Consider the following 23,883-nt stretch of genomic DNA (forward strand, 5'->3'; position numbering starts at 1 on the left):
GCGTCTTGCGTAGCGTGGCGCGGGGGAGTCGACGGGGGCCCGCGGACACTGTCCGCATACCATCGACGCCAGAACGTCCCGCCGGGCGGCGGGAAACGCTTCGAACGAGGGGACCGAGGGATCACCGTGGACGAGAGCGGGCAGCCGCAGTCCGGCACCGGCGAGGCGACGCCACCCGGGCCGCCGGCCGCGGTCGAGCCGGACGCGACCGAAGCCCGCGCAACCAGTGAGGCCCAGGAGCCGGGCGAGCCGGAAACGCCGCAGGAGCGCGGAACCGGCTCGGAGCCGCCGCGCGCGGCCACCGAGGAGCCGGAGCACGCGGCGCGGGAGGAGCGGCCCGGTACGCAACCGGCCGACCCGCCCGCGGACCCGGCCACCCCGCCGCAGGACGCGCCACCCGCGCACCCCTACGACCGCCACCCCGAGCGCGCCACCGCCACCTCGGGCAAGCGCAAGGGCGCCATCAAGGGCCCCACCAAACGACCCGAACCGCGCGGCGGACTGCTCATGGGCCGCCCCTTCGGCGTCCCCGTGTACGTCGCCCCCAGCTGGTTCCTCGTCGCCGCGCTCATCACCTGGGTCTTCGGCGGCCAGCTCGACCGCGTCCTGCCCGAGCTCGGCGCCGCCCGCTACCTCGTCTCCCTCTTCTTCGCCGTCGCCTTCTACGCCTCCGTACTCATCCACGAACTCGCCCACACCGTCGTGGCGCTGCGCTACAAGCTCCCGGTGCGCCGCATCCAGTTGCAGTTCTTCGGCGGCGTCTCCGAGATCGAGAAGGAGTCCGAGACCCCCGGCCGCGAATTCATGCTCGCCTTCGTGGGCCCGCTGCTCTCCCTCGTCCTCTCCGGCGTCTTCTACGCGGCGATGCGCGCCGTCGAACCCGGCACCGTCCCCGGCGTGCTCCTCGCCGGCCTGATGATCTCCAACCTGATCGTCGCCGCGTTCAACCTGCTGCCCGGCCTCCCGCTCGACGGCGGCCGCATGCTCCGCGCCGTCGTCTGGAAGCTCACCGGCAAGCCCATGAGCGGCACCGTCGCCGCCGCCTGGGTCGGCCGCGCCCTCGCCGTCACCGTCCTCATCGGCCTGCCGCTGCTCACGCAGTCCGGCGCCCTCGGTGAAGGCGCCGAGGAGGCCGGCGGCATGAACACCCTCATGGACGCGCTGCTCGCCGCCATCCTCGCCGCCATCATCTGGACCGGCGCCGGCAACAGCCTGCGCATGGCACGACTGCGCGAACACCTCCCCGACCTGCGTGCCCGCACCCTCACCCGGCGCGCCGTCCCCGTCGAATCCGAGACCCCGCTCTCCGAGGCGCTCCGCCGCGCCAACGAGGCCGGCGCCCGCGCCCTCGTCGTCGTCGACGCCGACGGCGACCCGCACTCCCTCGTCCGCGAGGCCGCCATCGTCGGCATCCCCGAACACCGCCGCCCCTGGGTCCCCGTCAGCGGCCTCGCCCAGGACCTCACCGACGGCATGCGCGTCTCCGCCGAACTCGCCGGCGAGGAACTCCTCGACACCCTCCGCGAAACCCCCGCCACCGAATACCTCGTCGTCGAGGAGAACGGCGCCATCTACGGAGTCCTCTCCGCAGCCGACGTCGAACGCGCCTTCGTAAAGGCCATGGCCCGCCCGTCCTGAACGCGTGCCCGGCCGTGCATCACAGTGGCCGCCCGTGCGCGTCGCGTCGCCGCGGCACGGCATCCTGCCCTCGGCTGACGGACACAGCCGACGGCAATAGGTACGACGGCTCTCGGCATCACGATCCGCTGTCGACGGACCGGGCGGTACGGGCCGACGCCGAGTACACCCCATCGGGTTTCGCCGAGCGATGGTCGGCGTCCCCCGCCGGGCCCGGTAGGCTGTTCACATGTCCGAACCGACCGGTGCCGCCCGCAGGCGCGGGCCCTTCACGGTCGGGGACCAGGTTCAGCTGACCGACCCCAAGGGCCGCCACTACACGTTCACGCTCGAAGAGGGAAAGAACTTCCACACCCACAAGGGTTCCTTCCCGCACGACGAGCTGATCGGCGCACCCGAGGGCAGCGTTGTCCGTACCACCGGAAACGTCGCCTACCTCGCGCTGCGCCCCCTGCTCCCCGACTACGTCCTGTCCATGCCCCGCGGCGCCGCCGTGGTCTACCCCAAGGACGCGGGGCAGATCCTCGCCTTCGCCGACATCTTCCCCGGCGCCCGCGTCGTGGAAGCGGGCGTGGGCTCCGGCTCCCTCAGCAGCTTCCTGCTGCGCGCCATCGGCGACCAGGGCATGCTGCACTCCTACGAGCGCCGCGAGGACTTCGCCGAGATCGCCAAGGGCAACGTCGAGCGCTACTTCGGCGGACCGCACCCCGCCTGGCAGCTCACCGTCGGCGACCTCCAGGACAACCTGTCCGACGGTGACGTCGACCGCGTCATCCTCGACATGCTGGCCCCCTGGGAGTGCCTGGACGTCGTCAAGAAGGCGCTCGTCCCCGGCGGCATCCTGTGCTGCTACGTGGCCACCACCACGCAGCTCGCCCGCACCGTCGAGTCCATCCGCGAGATCGGCTGCTTCAACGAGCCGACCTCCTGGGAGTCGATGATCCGCAACTGGCACGTGGAGGGCCTCGCCGTCCGCCCCGACCACCGGATGATCGGCCACACCGGCTTCCTGCTCACCGCCCGCCGCCTCGCGGACGGCGTCGAGCCGCCCATGCGCCGCCGCCGCCCCGCCAAGGGCGCCTACGGCGAGGACTACGACGGCCCCAACGCCGACGGCGGCAACCGAGGCCGCTGAGCCACCGAGGCCGCGCCACCGAAGAACGTACGACCGCACAACACGACAGCGCCGCCGCGGAGTTCCCCGCACCAACGGGAACTCCGCGGCGGCGTCCGTTCGTTGGCGAAGCGGCAGCACCAGGACCAGATATCACCTGAGAAAGAACGGACCCCGCCGTTCCCGCGCACTGTGACGTATGGCACGATGCTGGCCACCCCCACCGGCACAGCCCTCACAGGAGACGCTCCTCGTGCAGCAATCCGCCGTCCCGGAACTGGCGCACACCACCACACGACCCATCCACTGGCTGGCCACCGCGACAGCCCTCGCCGCGGTCGTCGCGGTCTCCGGCTTCCTCAAGCCGGACTCCGCCACCGCGGCCCAGGCCGAGCACAAGGCCCCCCGGGACAGACCCGCGGCCGTCGCCGCGCCCGACCCCGCCGCCGTCCACTTCCCGCTCGACTGCGGCCCCGTCAAGACCAAGGTCGTCCGCCAAGCGGCCGGCGACCTCGACGGCGACGGCCGTCCCGAGACGGTCGCCGTCGTCCGCTGCGACGCCGGCGTCGGCACGCCGCCCAGCGGCATCTACGTCCTCACCCAGCCCGCCGGCGCCAAGCCGCGCGTCGTCGCCACGCTCGTCACGCCCAAGGACAACTACTCGACGACCACCCTCGCCATACAGGACGGCTCCGTCCTCGCCGACCTGGACGGCTACTCCTCCGACTCCGTGCCCCGCTACCGCCCGGACGTCCACGAGAAGGCCAAGTGGCAGTGGAAGGACGGGGCGTTCGTCCGCTCCACCCCCTCCGAGGCCCGCGCCGCCTGACACCGCACGCAACGGGCCCCGTCCGCCGGAAAACCGGCGAACGGGGCCCTTTCGTACACTTCGGGCTACCCCGCGTTCACTCCGCGTCCGGCCCGTGCACCTCGACCCTGTCCGAAACCCGCCGCACATGAATGCAGTCGCCCGGGCACTCCTTCGCCGACGCCACTACATCCGTGAGAAGCGGAAGCGGCACGGGCGTTGCCGCGCCCACGTCCTGCAACAGCTCGTCGTCCGCGCTCTTCACATACGCCAGACCGTCGATGTCCAGCTCGAACACCTCGGGGGCGTACTGCGCGCAGATCCCGTCGCCCGTGCACAGATCCTGGTCGATCCACACCTCCAGCGGAATGTGGCTGTCGGTACCGGATCCGGCCTCTTGCCGCACGCTCATGTCTCCTGCCGTTTCCTGCGTCGCGGCCCCCGAAAACCTCCTTCAGAGGAGCAAGTCGGGCCGAGCCTGACGGGTGTTGAACACTTCGACCCTACAACCGGCCGCTTTCCGATGTTGTTGGGTGGGTATTCCACTGGCGTGAGGGAGAGCGCAAGGGTGAAGATCGGACACACCCCATCGTCTTTTTGATCTAGGGGTTTCAATCGACACCCGCCCAGGTAGGGTCTGGAAGCGTCCAGCTCCCCTTGGAGGAGGTGAGGACCGTGGCAGCCCACGACGACGACATCAACCGCGGCATCCGCCCGGGACGAGGGTCCGAAGACCCTGCCGGGCAGGTTGCCTATCTCGAGCAGGAAATCGCCGTCCTGCGGCGCAAGCTCGCCGACTCTCCGCGGCACACGAGGATTCTCGAAGAGCGGATCGTCGAACTTCAGACCAACCTGGCCGGCGTGTCCGCCCAGAACGAGCGGCTCGCCAACACACTCCGTGAGGCCCGCGACCAAATCGTGGCCCTCAAGGAAGAAGTCGACCGGCTCGCACAACCACCGGCAGGCTTCGGAGTCTTCCTCTCGGCGAACGAGGTCGGCACCGCCGACATCTTCACCGGCGGCCGCAAACTCCGCGTGAACGTGAGCCCAAGCGTCGAACTCGAAGAGCTCCGGCGCGGCCAGGAACTCATGCTCAACGAAGCGCTCAACGTGGTCGAGGCCATGGAGTTCGAGAGCGTCGGCGACATCGTCACCCTCAAGGAAATCCTTGAGGACGGCGATCGAGCCCTCGTGGTCGGGCACACCGACGAGGAACGGGTGGTACGGCTCGCCGAGCCGCTGCTTGACGTCACCATCCGCCCCGGCGACGCCCTTCTTCTCGAACCCCGTTCCGGCTATGTCTACGAAGTCGTACCGAAGAGCGAAGTAGAGGAACTGGTCCTCGAAGAGGTCCCGGACATCGGCTACGAGCAGATCGGCGGCCTGGGCAACCAGATCGAACTGATCCGCGACGCCGTCGAGCTCCCCTACCTCTACCCGGACCTCTACCGGGAGCACGAACTGCGGCCGCCCAAGGGCGTCCTGCTGTACGGGCCCCCCGGATGCGGTAAGACCCTGATCGCCAAGGCGGTAGCCAACTCCCTGGCCAAGAAGGTCGCAGAAGTGACCGGCGTGGCCCAGGGCAAGAGCTACTTCCTCAACATCAAGGGCCCCGAGCTCCTCAACAAGTACGTCGGTGAGACCGAGCGGCAGATCCGCCTCGTCTTCCAGCGTGCAAGGGAGAAGGCCAGCGAGGGCACCCCCGTCATCGTCTTCTTCGACGAGATGGAATCCCTCTTCCGCACCCGTGGCTCCGGCGTCAGCTCGGACGTGGAGAACACCATCGTCCCGCAGCTGCTCGCCGAGATCGACGGCGTTGAAGGCCTGCAGAACGTGGTCGTGATCGGTGCCTCCAACCGCGAGGACATGATCGACCCGGCCATCCTGCGGCCCGGACGACTCGATGTGAAGATCAAGATCGAGCGCCCGGACGCCGAAGCCGCCAAGGACATCTTCGGCAAGTACCTCACCGAACGCCTGCCGCTGCACCTCGACGACCTCGACGAGCACAGCAGCGACCGGGCCGCCACCGTCCACGCCATGATCCAGACGGCCGTGGAGCAGATGTACGCCGAATCCGAGGAAAACCGCTTCCTCGAGGTGACGTACGCAAACGGCGACAAGGAAGTCCTCTACTTCAAGGACTTCAACTCCGGCGCAATGATCGAAAACATCGTCGGTCGCGCCAAGAAGATGGCCATCAAGGCCTTCCTCGAACAGAACCAGAAGGGCCTTCGGGTCTCGCACCTCCTCCAGGCTTGCATCGACGAGTTCAAGGAGAACGAGGACCTGCCCAACACCACCAACCCGGACGACTGGGCCCGAATCTCCGGCAAGAAGGGCGAGCGGATCGTCTACATCCGCACGCTCGTCACCGGAAAGCAGGGCGCGGACACCGGACGCTCCATCGACACGGTGGCGAACACCGGTCAGTACCTGTAAAAGACAGGGTGGCTGCGGGTGCCCGAACCGGGTACCCGCAGCCGACTGTTTTGCGGCAGCACTCCGTGGCACACCACAGGAACCGACCACGCCACCCACCGCTCGAAGCCGGAGCGAATCCAATGACGCAAATGATCTCCCCACCAGCGCAAAGGCGTTCTAGGCTCTTCCATGCCGCCGAGTCGCGCAGTGCGGGGACGGGCACCGCACACGCACCGGAGAATGAGCGGTACTTGAGCGGCGCCCCCGACCGAGGGCGCTGCCGGGCAAGGAGGGCCGCATGACCGTACGGCGAGTAATGGGCATCGAGACGGAATACGGGATCTCCGTCCCCGGCCACCCCAACGCCAATGCCATGCTCACCTCGTCCCAGATCGTCAATGCCTACGCCGCGGCGATGCACCGGGCCCGCAGGGCCCGCTGGGACTTCGAGGAAGAGAACCCGCTGCGCGACGCCCGAGGCTTCGACCTCGCACGCGAGGCCGCCGACTCCAGCCAGCTCACCGACGAGGACATCGGCCTGGCCAACGTCATCCTCACCAACGGAGCGCGCCTCTACGTAGACCACGCACACCCCGAGTACAGCGCCCCGGAGGTCACCAACCCCCGCGACGCCGTGCTCTGGGACAAGGCCGGCGAACGCATCATGGCCGAGGCCGCGGACCGGGCGGCCCAGCTGCCCGGCGCCCAGCCCATCCACCTCTACAAGAACAACACCGACAACAAGGGCGCCTCCTACGGGACGCACGAGAACTACCTGATGAAGCGGGAGACCCCCTTCTCGGACATCGTGCGCCATCTGACCCCGTTCTTCGTCTCACGCCAGGTCGTCACGGGGGCCGGCCGCGTCGGCATCGGCCAGGACGGCCACGAGCACGGCTTCCAGCTCAGCCAGCGCGCCGACTACTTCGAGGTCGAGGTGGGCCTCGAGACGACCCTCAAGCGGCCCATCATCAACACGCGCGACGAGCCGCACGCCGACGCGGAGAAGTACCGCCGCCTGCACGTGATCATCGGCGACGCCAACCTCTCCGAGATCTCGACCTACCTCAAGCTCGGCACCACGTCACTCGTTCTGTCCATGATCGAAGACGGCTTCATCGCCGTCGACCTGGCCGTGGACCAGCCCGTCCGCACCCTCCACCAGGTCTCGCACGACCCGTCCCTGCAACACCTGATCACGCTCCGCAGCGGCCGCACGCTCACCGCGGTGCAACTCCAGATGGAGTACTTCGAACTCGCCAGGAAGTACGTGGAGGAGCGCTTCGGCGCCGACGCGGACGACCAGACCAAGGACGTCCTGAGCCGCTGGGAGGACGTACTGGGACGCCTGGAGACGGACCCGATGGGCCTCTCCGGCGAACTCGACTGGGTCACCAAGCGCGAACTCATGGAGGGCTACCGGCGCCGCGACAACCTCGAATGGGACGCCGCGAAGCTCCACCTCCTCGACCTCCAGTACGCCGACGTACGGGCCGAGAAGGGCCTCTACAACCGCCTGGAGGCGCGCGGCAAGATGAAGCGCCTCCTGGACGAGACAGAGGTCGAGAACGCCCGTACGAAGCCGCCTGAGGACACCCGCGCGTACTTCCGCGGACGCTGCCTGGAGCAGTACGCGGACGACGTCGCGGCGGCCTCCTGGGACTCGGTCATCTTCGACCTGCCCGGCCGGGACTCGCTCCAGCGCGTCCCAACCCTGGAACCCCTCCGCGGAACGCGTAACCACGTGAAGGAGCTCCTGGACCGGTGCCGCACGGCCGAGGACCTGGTCAGGGTGTTGTCCGGGCAGTAAGGGGCGCCCCGATCCGCCGATGATCAATCACCGATCCGGGGCTGAAAAGCCGGCGGCAGGGGAATCACAGAGGTGGGCCCCGCACGTTGCACAAAGTGCGGGGCCGATGTCAGAGCCGACGCGTAGGGTTCTGATCACGAACGACCTGAGCGAACCACGTCGTCCACGGCGTGGATGTCGAACCGAGCGGGGTGAGCTGGACATGGCAACCAAGGACACCGGCGGCGGACAGCAGAAGGCGACGCGCTCCACCGAGGAGGTCGAGGAGCAGCAGGTCGACGAGCAGTCGACCGAGGACCTCAAGGAGCGCCAGGAGAAGCTGAGCGATGACGTCGATTCCGTCCTGGACGAAATCGACGACGTCCTGGAGGAGAACGCGGAGGACTTCGTGAGGTCCTTCGTTCAAAAGGGTGGAGAGTAGTCCACGTATGTGAACGGCGTCGCGTGCGCCGTGCTCGCGCCACTCGGGTGATCGCGACGGGCCGCAGGGCCTCGCAGGTCCTGCGCCCGCGCGTACCGGAACTACATGTGGATCACTGCCACGAGATGGGTAGGGTCCGTGGCGTACTGTGCTTCAACTGCAATTCGGCCATCGGCTTGTTGGGAGACGATCCCGACACCGTCCGTCGGGCCGCAGCCTACTTGGAAGGAAACGCGTGGAAGCCAACCCTCGTAGCACCGGGCGTCTACCGGCTGCCTTCCTGACGCCTGGATCGTCCTCGTTCATGGACTTCCTGTCCGAGCATCAGCCCGAAATCCTGCCGGGCAACCGGCAGTTGCCGCCGACGCAGGGCGTCATCGAGGCCCCCCACGGCACGACCATCGTGTCCATCACCTTCCCCGGCGGCGTCGTGCTCGCCGGTGACCGGCGGGCCACGATGGGGAATGTGATCGCGCAGCGCGACATCGAGAAGGTCTTTCCGGCGGACGAGTACTCGGCCGTGGGCATCGCCGGCACCGCCGGTCTGGCCGTCGAGATGGTGAAGCTCTTCCAGTTGGAGCTGGAGCACTTCGAGAAGGTCGAGGGTGCGCAGCTGTCGCTGGAGGGCAAGGCGAACCGGTTGTCGACCATGATCCGGTCGAACCTCGGGATGGCCATGCAGGGGCTGGCCGTGGTGCCGCTGTTCGCGGGTTACGACGTGGATCGTGAGAGGGGTCGGATCTTCTCGTACGACGTCACGGGTGGCCGCAGCGAGGAGCACGGCTTTGCCGCGACGGGTTCCGGTTCGGTGTTCGCGCGTGGGGCGATGAAGAAGCTCTACCGCGAGGATCTGACGGAGGAGCAGGCGACGATGCTGGTCGTGCAGGCGTTGTACGACGCGGCCGATGACGACTCGGCGACGGGTGGTCCCGACATGGCGCGGCGGATCTTCCCGATCGTCACGGTGATCACCGAGGACGGGTTCCGGCGGCTGTCGGACGACGAGTCGTCGGGGATCGCCCGCGCGATCCTGGAGCGCCGCATGGAGGAGCCGGACGGTCCGCGGGCCGCTCTGCTCTAGCGGTCCGAGTCTCCTTGGTTGCCTACTCATCGAGCCACTGACAGAAAGGGACGGATAGCCGGTGTCGACGCCGTTCTATGTCTCACCCCAGCAGGCGATGGCCGACCGCGCGGAGTACGCGCGCAAGGGCATTGCTCGCGGTCGCAGCCTTGTCGTGCTGCAGTACGCCGATGGCATCGTGTTCGTCGGCGAGAACCCGTCCCGTGCTCTGCACAAGTTCAGCGAGATCTATGACCGGATCGGCTTCGCGGCCGCCGGTAAGTACAACGAGTACGAGAACCTTCGGATCGGTGGCGTGCGCTACGCGGATCTGCGGGGTTACACGTACGACCGTGACGATGTGACGGCTCGTGGTCTGGCGAATGTGTACGCGCAGACGCTGGGCACGATCTTCTCCAGCGCGGGGGAGAAGCCGTACGAGGTGGAGCTGGTGGTCGCGGAGGTCGGGCAGTCGGCCGACGGCGACCAGATCTACCGCCTTCCGCACGACGGTTCGATCGTCGACGAGCACGGCTCGGTGGCGGTCGGTGGCAGTGCGGAGCAGATCAGCAACTATCTGGATCAGCAGCACCGTGACGGCATGACGCTGTCGCAGGCGTTGAAGCTGGCGGTGACGGCGCTGTCGCGGGACACCAATGGGGGCGAGCGGGAGATTCCCGCGGAGCGCCTGGAGGTGGCGGTCCTGGACCGTACGCGGCCGCAGCAGCGGAAGTTCAAGCGGATCGTGGGTCGGCAGTTGTCGAATCTGCTCACGGCCGAGGGGGCTGCCGCGACGACGGAGGCCGAGTCGGAGGCGGTGTCCGACGACGAGGGTCCTTCCGAGGACAAGTAGTCGAGGACAAGTAGTCGACGGCGTGTAGCTCGTAGCGTGTCGTGTGCCCCGGCCGGTCGGTGAACCGGTCGGGGCACACGTGTGTCAGGGGCGGGGTGCGGCGGGTCCCGTGGAGCCGCGCACGATCAGTTCGACGGGGAGCGGGGTGGTTTCGGCTCCGTGGCCGTCGAGCACGGCGAGGAGTGCGCGCATGCCGTGGGCGCCGACCTCCTCGGCGGGCAGGCGCACGGTGGTGAGTTCGGGCTCGATGGCGGTGGCGAGGGAGAGGTCGTCGAAGCCGGTGATGGAGAGGTTGTCGGGGATGCGCAGGCCCATGCGGCGGGCGGCCTTGTAGGCGCCGGCGGCGAGTTTGTCGTCGTCGCAGACGATGGCGGTGGGTTCGGTGATGCCGGAGGTGCGCAGCGCCGTTTCGGTGGCGATGACGGCGTCCTCGACGGTGAGGGCGGAGCGCACGGTGCGCACGGTGGTGCCGGGCAATTGCGCCGTGCGGTGGGCGAGTTCGCGGGCGCGGACGTCGAAGGTCCAGGATTCGACGGCGGAGGCGAGGTGGAGGAAGTTCCTGTGGCCGAATTCCAGCAGGTGGTCGGTGATCTGCCGGATGCCGTCGGCGAGGTCGAGATTGACGGTGGTCGCGCCGGGGCTGCCCGTGGGGTCGCTGTCGAGCATGACGAGGGGGATGGCGGGGGTGCCGGCGCCGCGCAGGTCGGTGAGGGCGTCGGCGGCCATGGAGGAGGCGAGGATGCCGTCGAGGGCGGCGCGGGCGGAGGGGAAGGGGTCGCGGGCCGGGCCGATCCCCTCGGGTGAGGGGTAGAGGACGACGCCGAAGTCGTGTTGTGCCGCGATGCGGGCGGCGCCCGTGTAGACGCCGGCGAAGAACTCGTTGGTGAGTGCGGGGACGACGAGGAGGGCGGTGCGGGTGCGGCCGGTGCGGAGGTTGCGGGCGGCGAGGTTGGGCCGGTAGCCGAGGTGGTCGGCTGCGGCGCGTACGCGTTCGGCGGTGGGTTCGGAGACCCGGCCGCGCCATTTGCCGCCCATGACGAGGGAGACGGCGGCCTGCGAGACGCCGGCGGCGCGGGCGACGTCCCTGCTGGTGGGGCGGGCGGTCGTGGTGCCGTCCGGGCCGCTGGTCACTGGTGCCTCCGTGGGTGTCGTTCCAGGGTGTTCGACGTTATCGGGTGGCTCTGCCGGTCGGGCACGTGGTACGTATAACCCCCGGACGTTATACGTAAAACTTCAGGGCGGGGGCGGGGCGATGGCCGCGGGCTATGCGGAGATCCTCAGGGCGCGGCATGCGATGCGGCTGCTCACGGGGACGCTGGTGGGCAGGCTGCCGAACGCGACGGCCCCGATCGCCGTCGTGCTGTTCATCCGGGCGGAGGGCGGCACGTACAGCCTGGCGGGCGCGCTCGCGGCGGTGTACGGGGTGGCGAACGCGATCGGGCAGCCGCTCCTCGGCCGTCTCGTCGATCTGCGGGGCCAGCCGAGGGTGCAGTTGCCGGCGGCGGTCCTGTCGGGGCTCGCCATGACGGTCTTCGCGTTCGTCGGGACGGAATCGCTGCCGTTGGCGTACGCGGCGATGGCCCTGGCGGGGCTGTTCACACCGCCGCTCGAGGGCGGTCTGCGCGCGCTGTGGCCGAGTGTGCTGCCGCGCGAGGAGCAGGTGCACACGGCGTACGCGATGGACGCGATCGCGCAGGAAGTCATGTTCACGGTGGGGCCGTTGCTGGTGACGCTGTGCGTGTCGCTGTGGTCGGCGCAGGCCGCGCTCGTGGTGCTCAATGTGGTCGGTGTGCTTGGCGCGCTCTCCGTGGTGCTGTCGAAGCCTTCGCGCGCGTGGCGTTCGGCGCCCCGCGAGGCGCACTGGCTGGGGGCGCTGCGTTCGCCGGGGCTGCTGGTCCTGCTCGTCGCCTTCCTGTTCATCGGGACGGCGCTCGGTTCGATCACCGTGGCGGCGATGTCGTACGCGGAGGGGCGGGGCGGCGACGCGGTGTACGGCTGGCTGATGGCGGCGATCGGGCTGGGCGCTCTGGTGGGCGGCAGCGTCTACGGGGCGCGTCAGTGGAGTGGCGCCGCGGAGCGGCGACTTCGGTGGCTGGTGGCGCTGCTCGCGTTGTTCTACGTGCCGTTGGTGCTGATGCCGGGGCCGGTCGCGATGGTGGCCCTGATGGTGGTGGCGGGGGTGTTCCTGGCGCCGTGCATCGCGTGTGCGTTCATCGTCGTGGACCGGCATGCGCCGCGCGGCACGGTGACGGAGGCGTTCTCCTGGCTCGTGACGACGTTCATGGTCGGCTCCAGTGTGGGAACGGCGGTGGCGGGTCCGGTCGTCGAGTGGGCCGGTACGCGGTGGGGGTTCGCCGTTCCGGCCGTCACTGGCGCGCTTGCACTGGTCGTGCTGCTTTCAACGGCTCGGGTCCTCGGGGAGCCGCGCACGTCCGGGCGTGTCGCGCGCTCGTCGGAAAATGATCCAAACCGTGCCGTCGAACCCCGTTTCAGCTCGGGGGATCGGGCGTAATGTTCAGTCATGGACCGCCGCATTTTCGGGCTGGAGAACGAGTACGGCGTCACGTGTACGTTCAGGGGACAGCGCCGCCTGTCTCCTGACGAGGTGGCGCGGTACCTCTTCCGCCGTGTCGTGTCATGGGGCCGCAGCAGCAATGTCTTTCTGCGGAACGGCGCCCGCCTTTACCTTGACGTCGGGTCACATCCGGAATACGCAACTCCCGAATGTGACAACGTGACCGAGTTGGTCACGCACGACAAGGCGGGCGAGCGCATTCTGGAAGGCCTGCTCGTCGACGCAGAACGCCGCCTGCACGAGGAGGGAATCGCGGGCGACGTATACCTGTTCAAGAACAACACCGACTCGGCGGGTAACTCCTACGGCTGCCATGAGAACTACTTGGTGGCGCGGCACGGGGAGTTCTCGCGGCTCGCGGACATTCTCATCCCCTTCCTGGTCACAAGGCAGTTGCTGTGCGGTGCGGGCAAGGTGCTTCAGACTCCGCGCGGTGCCGTGTACTGCGTGAGCCAGCGCGCCGAGCACATCTGGGAGGGCGTCAGTTCCGCGACGACGCGTTCCCGGCCGATCATCAACACCAGGGACGAACCGCACGCGGACGCCGAGCGCTACCGTCGGCTGCACGTCATCGTCGGTGACTCGAACATGTCGGAGACGACGATGCTGTTGAAGGTCGGTGCCACCGACCTCGTCCTGCGCATGATCGAGGCGGGCACGGTGATGCGCGACCTCACCCTGGAGAACCCGATCCGGGCGATCCGCGAGGTGAGTCACGACATCACGGGCCGGCGCAAGGTGCGGCTCGCCAGTGGCCGGGAGGCCTCGGCCCTCGAGGTGCAGCGCGAGTACTACGAGAAGGCCGTGGACTTCTGCGAGCGCAGGGGTATCCGCAGCGGCACCGTGGAGCAGGTCCTGGAGCTGTGGGGCCGCACGCTCGACGCCATCGAGAGCGAGGACCTGGACCGGGTCGGCACCGAGATCGACTGGGTCATGAAGTACAAGCTCATCGAGCGTTACCGCGCGAAGCACAACATGACGATGTCGCACCCGAGGGTCGCGCAGATAGACCTCGCGTATCACGACATCCACCGGCAGCGCGGTCTCTACTACCTCCTGGAGAAGAAGGGCCAGGCCAAGCGGATCTGCAACGATCTGAAGATCTTCGAGGGCAAGTCGGTGCCGCCGCAGACCACGCGCGCGCGGTTGCGCGGTGACTTCATTCGCCGGGCCCAGGAGCAGCGCCGTGACTTCACGGTCGACTGGGTGCATCTGAAACTGAACGATCAGGCGCAGCGCACGGTGCTGTGCAAGGACCCGTTCCGCAGTGTGGACGACCGGGTGGAGAAGTTGATCGCCGGTATGTGATCGCCGGTATGTGGGCGCACACGCTGAGCAATCCGGCCAGGGGCCTCGTACGAATCATTCGTACGAGGCCCCTGGCCGTCCCCTTGGAATGACTTGGATTGACAGGGGGAGGGCCTAGAGTGGCCGGACCCTATTCGAGCGACTTGAGGACCACTGTGCGACGCCGACTTGCAGCACTACTGATCGTGCCGGCACTGGCGCTGACCGCGACGGCTTGCGGCAGCGACGACGGCAAGAAGGATTCGGCGGACAAGGCCGACTCGTCCTCGCCGAAGGCGGCCGCGGTACCGAAGGCGGTCGACAAGGCCGACCCGATGCCGAAGGTGTCGGGGGCGTACGGCAAGCAGGCGAAGATCTCGCTGCCGAAGGGCGACCCGAGCGACAAGTTCGTCGTGCACACGCTGTCCCAGGGCGACGGCCCGGCGGTGAAGAAGAACGACCTGGTGTCGATGAACTTCACCGGCAAGGTCTGGAAGGGCGGCAAGGACCTCGGTTCCACGTACGGCTCGCAGGGCGGTGGTGACCAGATGGTGACCGCCGGTGCCGAGGGTCAGCTTCCGGCGTTCTCGCAGGCCGTGCTCGGGCAGAAGGAGGGCAGCCGGGTCCTCGTCGTGGCGCCGCCGGCCGCGGGCTTCGGCAGCCAGGGCAACCAGCAGGTGGGCATCAAGGGCTCGGACACGCTCGTCTTCGCCCTGGACGTCGGCAAGGTGATCCCGAAGAAGGCCGAGGGCAAGCAGGCCTCGATCCCCTCGGACCTGCCGCAGATCCAGGCCGACAAGGAGGAGCCGGCGACGATCTCGATCCCGAAGAGCGACCCGCCGAAGGACCTGGTCGACAAGGTCCTGATCCAGGGCAAGGGTGACGAGGTCAAGAAGGGCCAGACGGTCACCATGCAGTACAGCGGTGCCGCCTGGAAGATCAACGAGGGCAAGAAGAAGGCCGAACTGTTCGACTCGTCCTGGAAGAGCGGCCAGCCGTTCACGACGCCGATCGGCGGCGGTCAGGTCATCAAGGGCTGGGACCAGGGTCTCGTCGGCAAGCACGTCGGTGACCGGGTGCTCCTGGTGATCCCGCCGGAGCAGGCGTACGGCAAGAAGGCCCAGGGCAAGACGCTGCCGGCCAACTCGACGCTGGTCTTCACGGTGGACATCCTCGCCGCGCACTGAGCCGTCGCGCACCGCGCCGGGGAAGATGGCAGACTGTCCCGGTTGCAGAGCAGTCAACAAGCAGGAGCGCTTCACGTGAACATCGACAAGCCCGAGGTCGACTTCCCGATCGGTGACGCACCGACGGACCTCCAGATCGAGGAGATCTGGGAGGGCGACGGGGCCGAGGCGAAGGCCGGCGACTTCGTGAAGGTCCACTACGTGGGTGTGTCCTTCTCCACCGGCGAGGAGTTCGACGCCTCCTGGAACCGGGGCAACCCGCTGGAGTTCCAGCTCGGCGCCGGTCAGGTCATCGCGGGCTGGGACAAGGGCGTGCAGGGCATGAAGGTCGGCGGCCGCCGTCGGCTGACCATCCCCGCGCACCTCGCGTACGGCGACCGTGGCGCCGGTGGCGGCCGCATCGCCCCCGGCGAGACGCTGATCTTCGTGTGTGACCTGATGGGTGTCTGAGTCCGGTCACACCCGACCGTGAGCGGTCAACCGAAGGCCCATGCCGTCTGGCATGGGCCTTCGGCTTTTGCCAGGACACGCCCGAGCGGTACGGTCGTCCGTCGGGAGTCACCTGAGGAGAGGGCGTCGATGGCGATTGCCAAGGCCGAGCGGCTGATGAATCTGGCGCTGTGTCTGCTCGGGACGCGGCGCCCGCTGAGCAAGCGGGAGCTGCGCGGATCCATCGAGGCCTACCTCGAAGCGGGCAGCGACGATTCCTTCAACCGGATGTTCGAGCGCGACAAGGACGATCTGCGCGAACTCGGCCTGGTCATCGAGACCGTGGAGAACCTGGACGGCGAGGTCGGCTATCTGGCCGGCCGCGACAGCAACCGGCTGCCGCCCGTCACGCTGGACGCGGAGGAGGCCGCCGCCCTCGGGCTCGCCGCGAAGGTGTGGCAGCAGGCCCGGCTCGCGGGCGCGGCGAGCGGCGCGCTCCAGAAGCTGCGCGCCGCCGGAATGCCCGAGGACGTGGACCCGTACGAGAGCCATGGCGCCCTCGAACCCCGTATCCCCGCGCACGAGGCGTCCTTCGAGCCGCTGATGCTGGCCTGCCGCGACCGGCGCCCCGTCGTCTTCGACTACCGCAAGGCCACGGCCGCCCGCCCCGAGCAGCGGCACGTCGAGCCGTGGGCCCTGGAGTGCTGGCGCGGTCACTGGTACCTCGCGGGCTGGGACCGCGACCGGCAGGCCGAGCGGGTGTTCCGGCTGTCCCGGATCACCGGCAAGGTGCGCTCGCGTGCCGGACAGTTCACGGTGCGGGTACCGGACGTGGTGACCGTACGGGAGACCGTCGCGAGCTGGGCGGGGGAGACCGCCGACCGCTCCGCGCTGATCAGGCTGCGGGCGGGCGCGGGCTACCCGCTGCGCGCCAAGGCCGCCTCCGTGCGCGAGCTCGGTGACGGCTGGGACGAGGTGGAGGTCCCGTACGGGCACGGGCTCGACGCCTGGCTCGTGGAGTTCGGCCCCGACGTGGTGGTGCTGGAGCCCGCCGAACTGCGGGCCGATGTCGTGGACCGGCTGCGCGCCGTGGCCAAGGGCTGAGGGGGAGTACGGACAAGCATGGCTTCCAACGCCATTGACCAGACCCGGCGGATGTTGTCCCTGGTGACGTATCTGCGTGAGCGCCCCGGCGCGCGCGTGGAGGATGTCGCGCGGGCCTTCGGCATCACCGAGGACGAGCTGATCTCCGACCTGGACGTGCTGCCGCTGTGCGGGACGAGCTTCCGGGGCGGTGATCTGCTGGACATCGACACCGACGGCGACCGCATCTGGTGGCACAACCCCGACGACGTCGCGGAGCCGCTGCGGATCGCGGCCGACGAGGCGACCGCGCTGCTCGTGGCCGCCCGCGCGGTGGCGACGCTGCCCGGCCTTCGCGAGAGCGACCGGCTCGCGCTGCTGCGGGCGACCGCGAAGCTGGAGGCCGCGGCCGGTGAGGTGGCCGGCGCCAGCGCGCGGTTGAGCGTCACCTTCGAGTCGGAGGGCGGCGTCTTCGCGGACGTCGACCGGGCGATCTCGGAGCGGCGCCGGCTGTGGATCCGCTACTACTCGCCGGCCCGCGACGAGGTGACCGAGCGGGAGATCGACCCGATCCGGCTCGTGAGCGTGGGGCACACCTACGTAGAGGCGTGGTGCCGGCGTTCGGAGGCGCGGCGGACGTTCCGTCTCGACCGGGTCGCCGAGATCAAGGTCCTGGACGAGCCGTCGGCGCCGCCGGAGGTCGAGCTGCGGGACCTGTCCGAGGGGCTTGTGCAGCCCGCGGCCGAGGATCCCGAGGTGGTCGTCGAGGTCGGCCCCGGCGGGCGCTGGGTCGCCGAGTACTACCCGCACGACAGCGCGGAGGAGTTGCCGGACGGCGGGCTGCGGATCACGCTGCGCACGCCGGACCCGTCCTCGCTGCGCAGGCTCGCGCTGCGGCTCGGCAGGGACGGGCACATCGTGGCGCCCGCCGAGCTGGCGACCAGCGCGCGGGACGCGGCGCGCGAGGCGCTCGCGGCGTACGACGGGGTGGCGTGAGGGAGTTGGACGAGCCCCCGGATCCCCGGCGACGCGGCGCGACGTACGGTGCAGAACGGACAAAAGGTACGAGGTGTGTGACATGACTGGTGTGGCCGGTTTCACTGACATTGCCGAAATGCCCGCCACGGCGTCCACTGTGGCGCCCGTCGTCTTCAGGGCCGGCTGCCCCGACTGCCGTGCCCGCTTCGAACTGGCCGCTTCGGCGATCCGGTTGGCGATCGGGGGCAGCAGCCGCACCACGTTCTACTCGTTCACCTGCCCCGAGTGCGAGACCTCGGTGCGCAAGCCCGCCGGCGAGCGCATCATCGAACTCCTCACCGGTGGCGGGGTGCGTACGCTGCGCCTCCATCAGACCGTCTAGGCTCGGCGCATGTTCTGGGCGATGCTGGCGGTTGCTGTGGGTTTCGTGGGGCTCGCCGTGCTGGCGGTCCTCGCGGTGCGGGTCTTCGTCGAGGCGCAGCGCCTCGGGCGTCAAGTGGCCGACACCACGCAGCGGATCAACCGTGCGGCGGAGGATCTCGAGCAGGCCGCCGTGGGGGTCGCGAAGGCCGGCGGCGACGTGGTCTGACGGCCCGTGGGCGCCATCGGCGGGAGCGTGGAAAGCGCTTTACCGCCGCGGCCTGTCCTGTGGTCGTGGTCGGCGGGTACGCTCCCTTTGGCGGTCCGGTAGTGAGGCGCGGTCCGCAATTGGGTGGACGCACGGGCATTGCTTCGTGTTTACCCCCACGGGATACGATCGCTGCCAGCACGGTGGTCGGACAACAGTCCGAGGTCCGATCGGTACCGGCAGCCCCGCCCCCTGCCGCCTCAGTGAGAAGGTAAACGGATATGTTCGGAAGGCTCGGTGCACCCGAGATCATCCTGATCCTCGTAGTGGTCATTCTGCTGTTCGGCGCGAAGAAGCTTCCCGACATGGCGCGTTCGCTGGGCAAGTCCGCCCGCATCCTCAAGAGCGAGGCCAAGGCCATGAAGAGCGAGGGCGGCGACAAGTCGGCCGCCCCCTCGGACCCGCCGCAGGACGCCTCGACGCCCCCGGCGCAGCGCACCATCAAGGCGGCCCCCGGCGACGTGGACAGCTCGCGTCCCGTGAACGAGCAGACGAACCAGACGACCAAGAGCTGATCGAAGGCCGCCCCTGCCATGGCGGCCTGCCGCACGAGATGAGGACGTGGGTTGCTCAAGTCTGCCCGCAAACAGGAGAAGGATCCCGAGGGGCGGATGCCGCTCGCGGAGCACCTGCGTGAGCTCCGCAACCGGCTCGCGAAGGCGCTCCTGGCCATCGTCGCGATCACGATCGTCGCCGCGTTCTTCTACAACGACATCATCAACCTGATCACCCGGCCGATCCTCGACTCGGTCGGCTGCGAGCAGTCGTTCTCGGAGCTGGCCAGGTCCACGTCGGACAAGCCCTGCGCCCAGATCACGCTCAACGGTCTGCTGACCCCCTTCACGCTGGCGCTGAAGGTGTCGTTGATGGCCGGTGTCGTGGCGGCCTCCCCCGTCTGGCTCTTCCAGCTCTGGGGCTTCGTGGCACCCGGACTGCACCGGCACGAGAAGAAGTACGCGTACGCGTTCGTGGGCACGGGCGCGCCGCTCTTCGTGGCCGGCGCCTACTTCGCCTACTCGGTGCTGCCGACGACGGCGAAGGTCCTCATCGAGTTCACTCCGGGCAACGCCCAGAACCTGCTGCCGCTCGACGACCTCCTCGACCTCGTGCTGCGCATGGTGCTCGTCTTCGGCCTCGCCTTCGAGCTGCCGCTGCTGCTCGTCTTCCTCAACCTGATCGGGGCGATCACCGGCAAGCGGATGCTCGGCTGGTGGCGCGCGATGATCATGGGCATCACGGTGTTCGCCGCCGTCGCGACGCCGAGCACCGACCCGCTGACCATGCTGGCGCTCGCGGGCCCCATCTGGGTCCTCTACTTCGCGGCGGTGTGCTTCTCGCTGCTCAACGACCGGCGCAGGCGGATCAGCGAGGCCGCGGGGCCCGATGACGACGAGGCATCCGAGCTCGACCTGACGCCCGAGGACATCGGCGAGATCGAGTCCGTCCCGGCGAGCCGGGCGCTCCCGGAGCAGGCGACCTCCGAGCGCGGGGACGTGGCGACCCGAACGGACCGGGTCAACGGTTACGACGATGTGACCTGAGGTAACTCCAGTTCGGAGCGGGGCACTTGTTAGTGTCCGCCCGTGAGCTGTGAGATCACCCTCTTCGTCAATCCCACCGCGGGACGCGGCCGGGGCGCACATGCTGCGCAGCCGGCCGCTTCTGCTTTGCGGGCCGCCGGCTTCCAGGTGCGCACCGTCGTCGGCACGGACGCCGGTGACGCCCTCGCACGCGCGCGTGCCGCGGTGGCGGAGGGTACCGGGGCGCTGGTGGCCGTCGGCGGGGACGGCCTCGTGAACCTCGCGCTCCAGGCGGTCGCCGGGACCGACACGCCGCTCGGGATCGTCGCCGTGGGCACCGGCAACGACTTCGCCCGCACCCTCGGGCTGCCGATCCGCGACCCGGCAGCGGCCGGGCGACTCGTCGCCGAGGCACTGAAGGGCTCGCTGATCCGCGAGACCGACCTCGGCAGGATCGGCGACCACTGGTTCGGCACCGTGCTCGCCTCCGGCTTCGACTCCCGCGTCAACGACCGCGGCAACCGGATGCGGCTCCCGCTCGGCCGCTTCAAGTACGACCTGGCGATCGCCCTGGAACTGGCCACCTTCACGGCGGTGCCGTTCAAGCTGACCCTCGACGACGGCCGCGTGCGCGAGGTCCCCGCGACCTTGATCGCCGTCGGCAACGGGACCTCGTACGGGGGCGGCATGCGGATCTGCGCGGACGCCGACACCGGCGACGGACTCTTCGACGTGACCGTGGTCGGGGACTGCTCCCGTACGACCCTGCTGAAGGTGTTCCCGCGTGTCTACAAGGGGACCCACCTCGACCACCCGGCGGTGAGCGTGTACCGGGCCGCGCGTGTCGAGCTGGCCGCCGAGGGCATCACGGGCTACGCGGACGGGGAGCCGGTCGGCGCGTTGCCGCTGGTCGCGCAGTGCGTGCCGGGGGCGGTGCGGATCCTCGCCGGAGACCCCGCCGTGGGCCTTGCCGGATAATGATCGTCCGATGTCAGTGGTCGTCGGTAGGCTGGAAAGCACGATGACAGAGGACCTCTCCCCGGCCGAGCGGTATGCGGCAGCCCGTCAGCGGGCCGCCGAGCAGGCCACCGCGCTCGCGGACTTCCGCGAGATGTACGACTTCGGCCTCGACCCCTTCCAGATCGAGGCGTGCCAGGCGCTGGAGGCGGGCAAGGGCGTCCTGGTCGCGGCGCCCACCGGCTCCGGCAAGACGATCGTCGGCGAGTTCGCCGTACACCTCGCCCTCCAGCAGGGCAAGAAGTGTTTCTACACGACCCCCATCAAGGCCCTGTCGAACCAGAAGTACCAGGACCTCTCGAAGCGCTACGGCGCGGACAAGGTCGGCCTGCTCACGGGCGACAACAGTGTGAACAGCGACGCGCCCGTGGTCGTGATGACCACCGAAGTGCTGCGCAACATGCTCTACGCGGGCTCGCAGTCGCTCCTCGGGCTCGGCTACGTCGTGATGGACGAGGTGCACTACCTCTCGGACCGCTTCCGCGGCGCCGTCTGGGAAGAGGTGATCATTCACCTCCAGGAGTCCGTGACACTCGTCTCCCTGTCGGCGACGGTGTCGAACGCCGAGGAGTTCGGCGACTGGCTCGACACCGTGCGCGGCGACACCGAGGTGATCGTCTCCGAGCACCGGCCCGTCCCGCTGTTCCAGCACGTGCTCGCCGGGCGCCGGATGTACGACCTCTTCGAGGAGGGCGAGGGCAGCAAGAAGGCGGTCAACCCCGACCTGACGCGGATGGCGCGCATGGAGGCCAGCCGCCCCTCGTACCAGGACCGCAGACGCGGCCGGCACATGCGCGAGGCCGACCGGGAGCGGGAGCGCAGACAGCGCTCCCGGATCTGGACGCCGGGCCGCCCCGAGGTCATCGAGCGGCTCGACTCCGAGGGCCTGCTGCCCGCCATCACGTTCATCTTCAGCCGCGCCGCGTGCGAGGCCGCCGTCCAGCAGTGCCTGTACGCGGGCCTCAGGCTCAACGACGAGGACGCTCGGGCCACGGTCCGTTCGATAGTCGAGGAGCGCACGGCGGCGATCCCCGACGAGGATCTGCACGTCCTCGGCTACTTCGAGTGGCTCGAAGGCCTGGAGCGCGGCATCGCCGCGCACCACGCGGGCATGCTGCCGACGTTCAAGGAGGTCGTCGAGGAGCTGTTCGTGCGCGGCCTGGTGAAGGCCGTGTTCGCGACGGAGACCCTGGCGCTCGGCATCAACATGCCCGCCAGATCGGTGGTGCTGGAGAAGCTCGTCAAGTGGAACGGCGAGCAGCACGCGGACATCACGCCCGGCGAGTACACACAGCTCACGGGCCGCGCAGGCCGCCGTGGCATCGATGTCGAGGGTCACGCCGTGGTGCTGTGGCAGCGCGGCTTCAGCCCCGAGTACCTGGCGGGACTCGCGGGCACGCGCACGTACCCGCTCAAGTCGAGCTTCCGGCCCTCGTACAACATGGCGGTGAACCTGGTCGAGCAGTTCGGCCGGCACCGCTCCCGGGAGCTGCTCGAGACCTCCTTCGCCCAGTTCCAGGCGGACCGCTCGGTCGTGGGCATCTCGCGGCAGGTGCAGAAGAACGAGGAGGGGCTCGAGGGCTACAAGGAGTCCATGACCTGCCACCTCGGCGACTTCGAGGAGTACGCCCGGCTGCGGCGCGAACTCAAGGACCGCGAGACCGAGTTGGCCAAGCAGGGCGCGGCGCAGCGGCGCGCGCAGGCGGCGGCCGCGCTGGAGAAGCTCAAGCCCGGCGACGTCATCCATGTGCCGACCGGGAAGTTCGCGGGCCTCGCGCTCGTCCTCGACCCGGGCATCCCGGCCGGCCGGTCCAACGGGCATCGCGGGTTCGAGCACCACGACGGTCCGAGACCGCTGGTGCTGACCGCTGAGCGGCAGGTCAAGCGGCTCGCGTCGATCGACTTCCCGGTGCCCGTGGAGGCGCTGGAGCGGATGCGGATCCCGAAGTCGTTCAACCCGCGCTCGCCGCAGTCCCGGCGCGACCTCGCCTCCGCGCTGCGCACCAAGGCGGGCCACATCGTGCCGGACCGGCACAAGAAGAAGGGCCGCGCGCAGGCCGCCGACGACCGGGAGATCACGCGGCTGCGGGCCGAGCTGCGGGCGCATCCGTGCCACGGCTGCTCCGACCGCGAGGACCACGCGCGCTGGGCCGAGCGCTACTACCGGCTCAAGCGGGACACCGGGCAGCTGGAGCGCCGGATCGAGGGGCGCACCAACACGATCGCGCGGACCTTCGACCGCATCGTCAAGCTGCTCACGGAGATGGACTATCTGCGCGGCGACGAGGTGACCGAGCACGGCAAGCGGCTCGCCCGCCTCTACGGCGAGCTGGACCTGCTCGCCAGCGAGTGCCTGCGGGACGGCGTCTGGGAAGACCTCAACCCGGCCGAACTCGCGGCGTGCGTCTCGGCGTTGGTCTTCGAGGCGCGCGTCTCGGACGATGCGCTCGCGCCCAAGCTGCCGGCCGGCAAGGCCAAGGCGGCGCTCGGCGAGATGGTGCGGATCTGGGGGCGGCTCGACGCCCTGGAGGAGGAGTTCCGGATCAACCAGGCGGAGGGCGTCGGCCAGCGCGAGCCCGACCTCGGCTTCGCCTGGATCGCGTACCAGTGGGCCTCCGGCAAGGGGCTCGACGAGGTGCTGCGGGAGGCGGAGATGCCGGCCGGCGACTTCGTGCGCTGGTGCAAGCAGGTCATCGACGTGCTGGGACAGATCGCGGCGGCCGCACCCACGGAGGGTTCCACGGTGGGGCGCAACGCGCGCAAGGCCGTGGACGCCGTGCGCAGGGGAGTCGTCGCCTACTCCTCGGTGGGGTAGCGGCCCCGGAGCGGAAGCGGGACATACGTCGGCGGGCCCACCTGGATGCCAGGTGGGCCCGCCGACGCGTTTTCGGGCGCGTTCGTGCGCGCGGACGTCATTGCTCCATGTGTGCGAATCACGACCGAGCGTGTAAATGGAGCGAGTGTATTCCTGTCACGGGGCCGATTTCAGGGCCTTGCTGAATATGACACGGCGATGATCCGGCGGGACTAAGCTCGCTCACAGCGCACCGA

At 69.2% G+C, this 23,883-nt stretch carries 22 protein-coding genes and 1 pseudogene; 21 read left to right on the forward strand and 2 right to left on the reverse strand.

What is annotated here, in order from left to right:
* Positions 1-126: 126 nt before the first annotated feature.
* From ACNYS0_RS32125 to ACNYS0_RS32135, 3 genes are all read left to right on the forward strand, one after another.
* Positions 127-1,638 carry a site-2 protease family protein gene (locus ACNYS0_RS32125; protein ID WP_422478582.1) on the forward strand — a complete coding sequence of 504 codons (1,512 nt, stop codon included), beginning with the start codon at positions 127-129 and terminating at the stop codon, positions 1,636-1,638.
* A 229-nt stretch (positions 1,639-1,867) separates the two neighbouring features.
* Positions 1,868-2,773 (forward strand): tRNA (adenine-N1)-methyltransferase, encoded by a 906-nt coding sequence (locus ACNYS0_RS32130; protein ID WP_389279439.1) that lies wholly within the window; start codon positions 1,868-1,870, stop codon positions 2,771-2,773.
* Positions 2,774-3,005: 232 nt separating this feature from the next.
* The gene (locus ACNYS0_RS32135) at positions 3,006-3,581 is read left to right on the forward strand and encodes a hypothetical protein (protein WP_422478584.1); all 576 of its coding nucleotides are present in this window, start codon (positions 3,006-3,008) and stop codon (positions 3,579-3,581) included.
* Between the two features lie 76 nt (positions 3,582-3,657).
* On the opposite strand, the gene ACNYS0_RS32140 is transcribed toward ACNYS0_RS32135, so the two are convergent.
* A complete protein-coding gene (locus tag ACNYS0_RS32140; protein WP_422478586.1) occupies positions 3,658-3,972 on the reverse strand; it encodes a ferredoxin in 315 nt (104 codons plus the stop codon).
* Positions 3,973-4,235: 263 nt separating this feature from the next.
* Here ACNYS0_RS32140 and arc point away from each other — a divergent pair, with 263 nt between their 5' ends.
* The 6 genes and pseudogenes from arc (at position 4,236) to prcA (ending at position 10,128) form a co-directional block, all read left to right on the forward strand.
* Positions 4,236-6,002: a proteasome ATPase gene (arc, locus tag ACNYS0_RS32145; RefSeq protein ID WP_422478588.1), complete on the forward strand. Its 1,767-nt coding sequence runs from the start codon at positions 4,236-4,238 to the stop codon at positions 6,000-6,002.
* Positions 6,003-6,282: 280 nt separating this feature from the next.
* Positions 6,283-7,794: a depupylase/deamidase Dop gene (gene dop, locus ACNYS0_RS32150; RefSeq protein ID WP_422478590.1), complete on the forward strand. Its 1,512-nt coding sequence runs from the start codon at positions 6,283-6,285 to the stop codon at positions 7,792-7,794.
* Positions 7,795-7,996: 202 nt separating this feature from the next.
* Positions 7,997-8,215 carry a ubiquitin-like protein Pup gene (locus tag ACNYS0_RS32155; protein ID WP_327664184.1) on the forward strand — a complete coding sequence of 73 codons (219 nt, stop codon included), beginning with the start codon at positions 7,997-7,999 and terminating at the stop codon, positions 8,213-8,215.
* Between the two features lie 95 nt (positions 8,216-8,310).
* Positions 8,311-8,499 (forward strand): annotated as a pseudogene (locus ACNYS0_RS32160) (endonuclease domain-containing protein); the annotation flags it as partial.
* Positions 8,451-9,296: a proteasome subunit beta gene (gene prcB / locus ACNYS0_RS32165; protein WP_422478592.1), complete on the forward strand. Its 846-nt coding sequence runs from the start codon at positions 8,451-8,453 to the stop codon at positions 9,294-9,296. The pseudogene ACNYS0_RS32160 and the gene prcB, both read left to right, overlap by 49 nt.
* Before the next feature lie 61 nt (positions 9,297-9,357).
* Entirely contained in the window at positions 9,358-10,128 is a 771-nt protein-coding gene (gene prcA, locus ACNYS0_RS32170; protein WP_422478594.1) for a proteasome subunit alpha, read from the forward strand.
* Between the two features lie 84 nt (positions 10,129-10,212).
* Here prcA and ACNYS0_RS32175 read toward each other — a convergent pair whose 3' ends face one another.
* Positions 10,213-11,259, reverse strand: a complete 1,047-nt coding sequence (locus ACNYS0_RS32175; RefSeq protein WP_422478596.1) for a LacI family DNA-binding transcriptional regulator — start codon at positions 11,257-11,259, stop codon at positions 10,213-10,215.
* A gap of 121 nt (positions 11,260-11,380) precedes the next feature.
* Here ACNYS0_RS32175 and ACNYS0_RS32180 point away from each other — a divergent pair, with 121 nt between their 5' ends.
* The 12 genes from ACNYS0_RS32180 (at position 11,381) to ACNYS0_RS32235 (ending at position 23,647) form a co-directional block, all read left to right on the forward strand.
* On the forward strand, positions 11,381-12,640 hold the full coding sequence (locus ACNYS0_RS32180; RefSeq protein ID WP_422478598.1) for an MFS transporter: 1,260 nt from the start codon (positions 11,381-11,383) through the stop codon (positions 12,638-12,640).
* 9 nt (positions 12,641-12,649) lie between these two features.
* Positions 12,650-14,011 (forward strand): Pup--protein ligase, encoded by a 1,362-nt coding sequence (gene pafA / locus ACNYS0_RS32185; RefSeq protein ID WP_385759633.1) that lies wholly within the window; start codon positions 12,650-12,652, stop codon positions 14,009-14,011.
* Positions 14,012-14,166: 155 nt separating this feature from the next.
* Positions 14,167-15,177 (forward strand): FKBP-type peptidyl-prolyl cis-trans isomerase, encoded by a 1,011-nt coding sequence (locus ACNYS0_RS32190; RefSeq protein WP_422406236.1) that lies wholly within the window; start codon positions 14,167-14,169, stop codon positions 15,175-15,177.
* 75 nt (positions 15,178-15,252) lie between these two features.
* Positions 15,253-15,627 (forward strand): FKBP-type peptidyl-prolyl cis-trans isomerase, encoded by a 375-nt coding sequence (locus tag ACNYS0_RS32195; protein WP_422478600.1) that lies wholly within the window; start codon positions 15,253-15,255, stop codon positions 15,625-15,627.
* Between the two features lie 129 nt (positions 15,628-15,756).
* Positions 15,757-16,710: a helix-turn-helix transcriptional regulator gene (locus ACNYS0_RS32200; RefSeq protein ID WP_422478602.1), complete on the forward strand. Its 954-nt coding sequence runs from the start codon at positions 15,757-15,759 to the stop codon at positions 16,708-16,710.
* Between the two features lie 18 nt (positions 16,711-16,728).
* Positions 16,729-17,685, forward strand: coding sequence for a helix-turn-helix transcriptional regulator (locus ACNYS0_RS32205; RefSeq protein ID WP_422406233.1), 957 nt, complete (start codon positions 16,729-16,731; stop codon positions 17,683-17,685).
* 118 nt (positions 17,686-17,803) lie between these two features.
* A complete protein-coding gene (locus ACNYS0_RS32210) occupies positions 17,804-18,049 on the forward strand; it encodes a hypothetical protein (protein ID WP_422406232.1) in 246 nt (81 codons plus the stop codon).
* A 9-nt stretch (positions 18,050-18,058) separates the two neighbouring features.
* Positions 18,059-18,256, forward strand: a complete 198-nt coding sequence (locus tag ACNYS0_RS32215) for a G protein-coupled receptor family protein (RefSeq protein ID WP_422478604.1) — start codon at positions 18,059-18,061, stop codon at positions 18,254-18,256.
* A gap of 260 nt (positions 18,257-18,516) precedes the next feature.
* Positions 18,517-18,810: a Sec-independent protein translocase subunit TatA gene (gene tatA / locus ACNYS0_RS32220; RefSeq protein ID WP_327664193.1), complete on the forward strand. Its 294-nt coding sequence runs from the start codon at positions 18,517-18,519 to the stop codon at positions 18,808-18,810.
* 51 nt (positions 18,811-18,861) lie between these two features.
* Positions 18,862-19,836: a twin-arginine translocase subunit TatC gene (gene tatC, locus ACNYS0_RS32225; RefSeq protein WP_422478607.1), complete on the forward strand. Its 975-nt coding sequence runs from the start codon at positions 18,862-18,864 to the stop codon at positions 19,834-19,836.
* 42 nt (positions 19,837-19,878) lie between these two features.
* The gene (locus ACNYS0_RS32230) at positions 19,879-20,793 is read left to right on the forward strand and encodes a diacylglycerol kinase (RefSeq protein ID WP_422478609.1); all 915 of its coding nucleotides are present in this window, start codon (positions 19,879-19,881) and stop codon (positions 20,791-20,793) included.
* A gap of 43 nt (positions 20,794-20,836) precedes the next feature.
* Complete coding sequence (locus tag ACNYS0_RS32235) at positions 20,837-23,647, forward strand: DEAD/DEAH box helicase (protein ID WP_422478611.1); 2,811 nt, start codon at positions 20,837-20,839, stop codon at positions 23,645-23,647.
* Positions 23,648-23,883 lie beyond the last annotated feature (236 nt).

This window comes from Streptomyces anthophorae (assembly GCF_049310305.1).
Classification (GTDB): Bacteria; Actinomycetota; Actinomycetes; order Streptomycetales; family Streptomycetaceae; genus Streptomyces.